5 protein-coding genes are annotated in these 5,507 nt (G+C 45.5%); all 5 read right to left on the bottom strand.

Going from position 1 to position 5,507, the window contains the following annotated elements:
* A partial coding sequence (locus tag ACTXGO_RS09095; protein ID WP_443574147.1) for an Rne/Rng family ribonuclease occupies positions 1-1,521 on the bottom strand: 1,521 nt, incomplete at its 3' end.
* A gap of 108 nt (positions 1,522-1,629) precedes the next feature.
* Positions 1,630-2,292 carry a Maf family protein gene (locus ACTXGO_RS09090; protein ID WP_443574145.1) on the bottom strand — a complete coding sequence of 221 codons (663 nt, stop codon included), beginning with the start codon at positions 2,290-2,292 and terminating at the stop codon, positions 1,630-1,632.
* A 42-nt stretch (positions 2,293-2,334) separates the two neighbouring features.
* Positions 2,335-2,820 (bottom strand): rod shape-determining protein MreD, encoded by a 486-nt coding sequence (gene mreD, locus ACTXGO_RS09085; protein ID WP_443574143.1) that lies wholly within the window; start codon positions 2,818-2,820, stop codon positions 2,335-2,337.
* 97 nt (positions 2,821-2,917) lie between these two features.
* Positions 2,918-3,868 (bottom strand): rod shape-determining protein MreC, encoded by a 951-nt coding sequence (mreC, locus tag ACTXGO_RS09080; RefSeq protein ID WP_443542574.1) that lies wholly within the window; start codon positions 3,866-3,868, stop codon positions 2,918-2,920.
* A 106-nt stretch (positions 3,869-3,974) separates the two neighbouring features.
* Positions 3,975-5,012 carry a rod shape-determining protein gene (locus ACTXGO_RS09075; RefSeq protein ID WP_317200661.1) on the bottom strand — a complete coding sequence of 346 codons (1,038 nt, stop codon included), beginning with the start codon at positions 5,010-5,012 and terminating at the stop codon, positions 3,975-3,977.
* Positions 5,013-5,507 lie beyond the last annotated feature (495 nt).

The raw sequence follows: 5,507 nt of genomic DNA, 5'->3' as shown, positions 1-5,507 counted from the left end.
ATCTATGACTGCTGCATGAGCGACTACGGTGAACTTCTTTGGGGAATTATAAGTGCGAGCGCAGCGCATAATCTCGCGGAAAATCTCAAAGCATACCGTCTCTGCGGTTTTGATAAAGCCGCGTCCTTGACAGGTCGAACAAGGCTCGCACAATTGCTGCCCTAGCGACTCACGGGTACGCTTACGGGTCATCTCAACTAAGCCAAGCTCACTGACTTGAGTGATATTGGTCTTGGCATAATCTTGTGCAAGCTTGGACTGTAAGCTCTCAAGTACGTCGTCTTTATGCTCTTGCTCGAGCATATCGATAAAATCAAGAATGATAATCCCGCCCAAGTTACGCAGACGCAGCTGGCGGGCGATAGCATGAGTGGCCTCTAAATTGGTTTTGTAAACCGTATCCTCTAAGGAGCGACCACCTACAAATGAGCCGGTGTTGACATCAATGGTCGTCATAGCTTCGGTCTGATCAATAATCAGATAACCGCCTGACTTGAGATCAACGCGGCGTTTTAGGGCATCACGCAGGTCATCCTCGACGCGGTGCACATCAAACAGCGCCTGCTCTGCGGTATAGTGAACAATACGATCATAAATAAAAGGCACAAAAGATTTGGCAAAGTGGCGTACTTGCTCATATATCTGACTATTATCAATGATGACTTTTTCGGTATCGGTATGCACTAAATCGCGGATAGCGCGTATCGGTAATGATAGCTCTTGATAAATCAGCTCTGAGCTTTGATGAGCGGTGGACTCTTTGTGACGCGCGCAAATAGTACGCCACAATTGTACTAGGTAGTAGATATCTTCCTCTAGCTTATCGACAGGTACGCGCTCGGCAGCAGTACGCGCAATGAGTCCACCTTTTAGATTGACCGTTTGCATAAGGCTTGTCAGCTCAGTCTTTAAACGCGTACGTTCCTCCTCCCCATCGATACGCTGTGATATACCGATATGATCGCTTGATGGCAGGTACACTAGGTAACGCGAAGGCAAAGAGATATTAGTCGTTAATCGAGCACCTTTACTGCCGAGCTGATCTTTGGTGACTTGTACAAGAATACGCTGAGATTCATGTAAGCGGTGCTGAATAAGCACTTTGGCGGAGACAGGCGTGATATCTGTGCTGCGCGCGCTCACCACTGGTGGCGACATGGCGAGACTCTCTGCTGCTATAGCTGTTTTACTTTTGGTAGTATCTGTTAGCGCTTCACTATCGTCAGTGGTCGTTATATTGTCAGCGGTGTCTTTGATGGTTTCGCTTGCAGGTTTTTTTGTGCTCGTTGACGGCAAACGTTGCATATCGTTGACGTGCAAAAAGGCGGTGCGCGACTGACCAATATCAATAAAAGCCGCTTGCATTCCTGGTAGTACGCGTACAACGGTACCTAGATATATATTACCAACGAGACCTAGCTTATGATGACGCTCAATATAGATCTCACCCAGTATTCCACTATCTAAAACTGCTACGCGCGATTCCATAGGACTGATATTGATTAGCAGCTCTTCTGACATAACCTCTGTTCTCTTTATTTAATAACGAAATAGGCTCTAGTGTAGCAAATGGGGCTGAGCCTTGCCCATAACCCTGCGTATCATTATGTGCACTTCAACCCATAGCTATCAATTCAACTTTTTTATATCATCAATTAATGCAAGCGTTTGTGCAAGCGGTAAGCCGACGACATTGGTATAGCTGCCATTGATACGAGTGACCCAAGCAGCTGCTAATCCTTGAATACCATAAGCCCCAGCTTTGTCAGCAGGCTCGCCGGTGTTCCAGTATGCGCTCATCATATCTTGAGTTAATGGAACAAATGTCACTTGAGTACGCTCCATAATTTGGTGCAGGCTTACTAGCTTTATATCCAATTGAGTAGTGCCTATCTCGCTGCCCTGACCCTTATTTTTGGTTAATAAAACGTGGGTTACCTGTACGCAAGTCCAAACTTCATGAGTATTGTCAGACATCTGCTGCCACATACTACAAGCGTGCGCATAATCGCTTGGTTTGACCAGTACCGTCTGACCATCAGGTAATACGCCAATGGTATCGGCAGTTAGAATAATAAACGCTTTATTATCGCCTGCATTGTTCCTCTCAACACTAAGCTGCGCTATCGCCGCTTGCGCTTTGATGGCGACCATACGCTCGATGTACGCGGTTGGCGACTCATTGTCTTTGGGCGTTTCATCAACATCTACCGCCATAACGCTAAACTCTAGTGAGACACTCGCTAATAGTTCACGGCGACGCGGCGATCCTGAAGCCAAAATGATATCCATCACTGCTCTCTTTATTTTTGAAGTTTAAAAGCTTGAGACGTCTTAACGTACAAATTTGCGTAATATCAGTAATACTAATGGCCAGCTGACGATACTCATCAGTAAAGAGAACGCAGATTGAGCGACAAACACGCCTTGGGTAAACATCTGAAGTAGCCATAAGTTGAGCTGAAATATTATAAGCGCCGCTGATGCTAACAACCAAGCGCTGCTCGTTCTAAGCTCTTTGATATAGATGCTACTTGTCTTAGTAAAAAAGGCGACAACAACCGCTGCAAATGCTTGCTGACCTAAGCGCGTATCCATAAGCAAATCGGCTATAATACCAATAAGAAAAGCGGTAAAAACCCCTACGTAACGCGGCTGAAAGAGCAACCAAAATATGAGCACCATGATCATGACCATAGGACGCAAGGTTGCCATGCTTGAATTAAGGGGATAGACCACAAGTGAGGAGGCGACAACGAAGCTTGAAACGATTGCTAGTAGCAAAAGAGAGGTGGGTTGTTCAGAATCTGGATACGCCATGAGCTTACCTACATCAGTTGTATAGCAATCATTGGTTAGTGATGGCCAAAACCGCTATAAATCAGAGCAGAAGTTTATATGCTTGTTCGATACCGATTTAATTGGTGGTTGGCTGCAAAGTCTCATTAGTCGCCGCCATATTGTCTGTAGACCCTATTTCAATATTTGGCTCAGTATTTAGCGTGGCGTCCGTCTGCGGTAGTGAAAAGCGCTGAGTATCTGTCATTTTATCTTGCAAAATGAGTACATAAGCATTGTCAACGAAGTTGGCAGCGGGCGTCACCTCGATACTTCTAAAGTTATCCGCTTGCGTGTCTTTTATTAAAGCAATGCGCCCGACGCGATACCCTGCTGGAATACGTCCGCCTAAACCAGATGAGATCAGCTCATCGCCCACGCGGACATCTGAGGTTTTGAACACATAATTGAGATGTAGTGCAGTCGGTATACCCTTGCCTGTGACAATAGCGCGCTGGCCAGTACGCTTGATGGTGACCGCAACAGACTGCTGCTCATCGGTAATCAATAACAAGCGGCTGGTATTGGGGTAGACGTTGATGATTTGACCCAAAATACCGTCTTCGTCAATGACCGTTTGCCCCACTTGTACGCCATCTTGCTTGCCTTTATTAAGCACAACAATCTGCTTAAGCAAGTTGGTATCAGTACCAATGACCTGAGCCAGATTGAGGTCAAACTGCTCAGGCTTGGTCGTTGACAGGATACCTTGCAAGCGCGCGTTTTGCGCTAAGATATAATCTTGCTGCTGTAATTTGGCTTGTGCATGCAGTAGTTGTGATTTGAGCTGTACGTTTTCGCGGCGCAACACTTCTTTTGACTCAGTGCGACCTGACACCCAGTGCACCGCATAGCTTGGTAGTATAGATAACTCGTAAATAGGTTGCATCGCTGCATGACTGATATTACGCACAGGATTGAACCATTCTGGATTTTTGCTATCAAACCACATCAATATCAAAGCGACGATCAGTGCAATTGCAGTGATACGCAGTGACAAAGGCTGGCGAGCAAAAATACTTGGGGTCATAAGGATCTAATATCAGGTATTTAGAGCAGGGTTGATGGCATTAAAGGCAGCACAGCAGGCTACCTTTAATAAATGCTTAGTTAGATTTAAAAAAAGCTAAAAACGTTTATACAAAAATCATATTTAGGCTTTTGTTATTGATAAATTCAAGAGCAATACCACCACCGCGGCTCACACACGTTAAAGGATCTTCGGCTACGGTCACTGGTAGACCCGTCTCTCTAGAGATAAGCTTGTCCAAATCACGTAACAGAGCGCCGCCGCCCGTCAGTACGATACCGCGCTCAGCGATGTCTGATGACAGCTCTGGCGGCGTTTGCTCAAGCGCTGCTTTTACAGCGCTGACGATACCGCTTAATGGATCGCTTAGGGCTTTTTGCACTTCTTCTGAATTGACAGTAAAGGTCTTGGGCACGCCTTCTGCCATGCTACGTCCACGCACTTCTACTTCTAATTGACTGTCTTCGTTGAGTGCTGAACCCACCTCTGTTTTGATACGCTCAGCAGTCGTCTCACCAATAACGCAGCCATGGGTACGGCGCACATGGGTAATAATAGCCTCATCAAACATATCACCACCGATGCGAATCGATTCGGCATACACGCAGCCTGATAGCGCGATAACTGCAATCTCTGTCGTGCCGCCACCGATATCAACGACCATAGAGCCGCTTGCTTCGTGAACGGGCATGCCAGCACCAATTGCCGCCGCCATCGGCTCCTCAAGCAGTAGTACTTTGCTTGCGCCTGCTGATGAAACTGCTTCGCGAATGGCTTTACGCTCAACCAAAGTAGATTTGCAAGGCACACAAACGACAACGTTAGGCTGCGCCATAAAACGCTTGGCCTTTACCTTGGCAATAAAGTGCTTAAGCATCTTTTGCGTGACTTCAAAATCAGCAATCACGCCATCTTTTAGCGGGCGAATAGCGGTGATATTGGCAGGCGTACGACCTAGCATTTGCTTGGCGTCAAGACCTACAGCTGCTACAGTAGGATTTTGTGTACGATTGCTACGCAAGGCGACGACGGTTGGCTCATCGAGCACAACGCCTTTGCCAGGAATAAAAATTAAAGTGTTCGCAGTACCGAGATCGATTGCGATATTATTTGATAAAAATCCAAACAGGTTCATGACTAATATATCCAGCGTCTTACGGTGAGGCGAATGAGAGGCTAAGTCGTTCTTATTGGTATTGGTCAAAGGGTTTAATGCCTTTTAACCCTTTAATTTTCTTGATGAGTCTCAAGAGTTATCGACCCAATAAGTCGAACCTAAACAACAAAGATTAAATTGGGCTAAATTATACCGATTTGGCTTAAAAAAAACAGCGCTATTTGCATCTACCTAGTAATAACGTCTTGCTAAATACTAGTATCTGAACAAGATACGAGTAAATATTAGATAAAGCACTATCATTAATCACCCAACTTTGACTGCTCATTATCATACCTTGAATGCTGGCGCATATAAACCCTTGATATTAAATCAATCTTTTAGCCTCTAAACTCCTATTAACGTAATACTCAGCTTAGGCGGCCTGACTCCTTGTAAAGCTAGGCCTGTAAACCTAGGACTGTAAAGTTGGGATAGATGCTTTATAATAAACGCATATTACACCTATACCTTTATGCCTAA

The organism is Psychrobacter sp. T6-1, from assembly GCF_052258445.1.
This window is presented reverse-complemented; position numbering and strand designations above follow the sequence as displayed.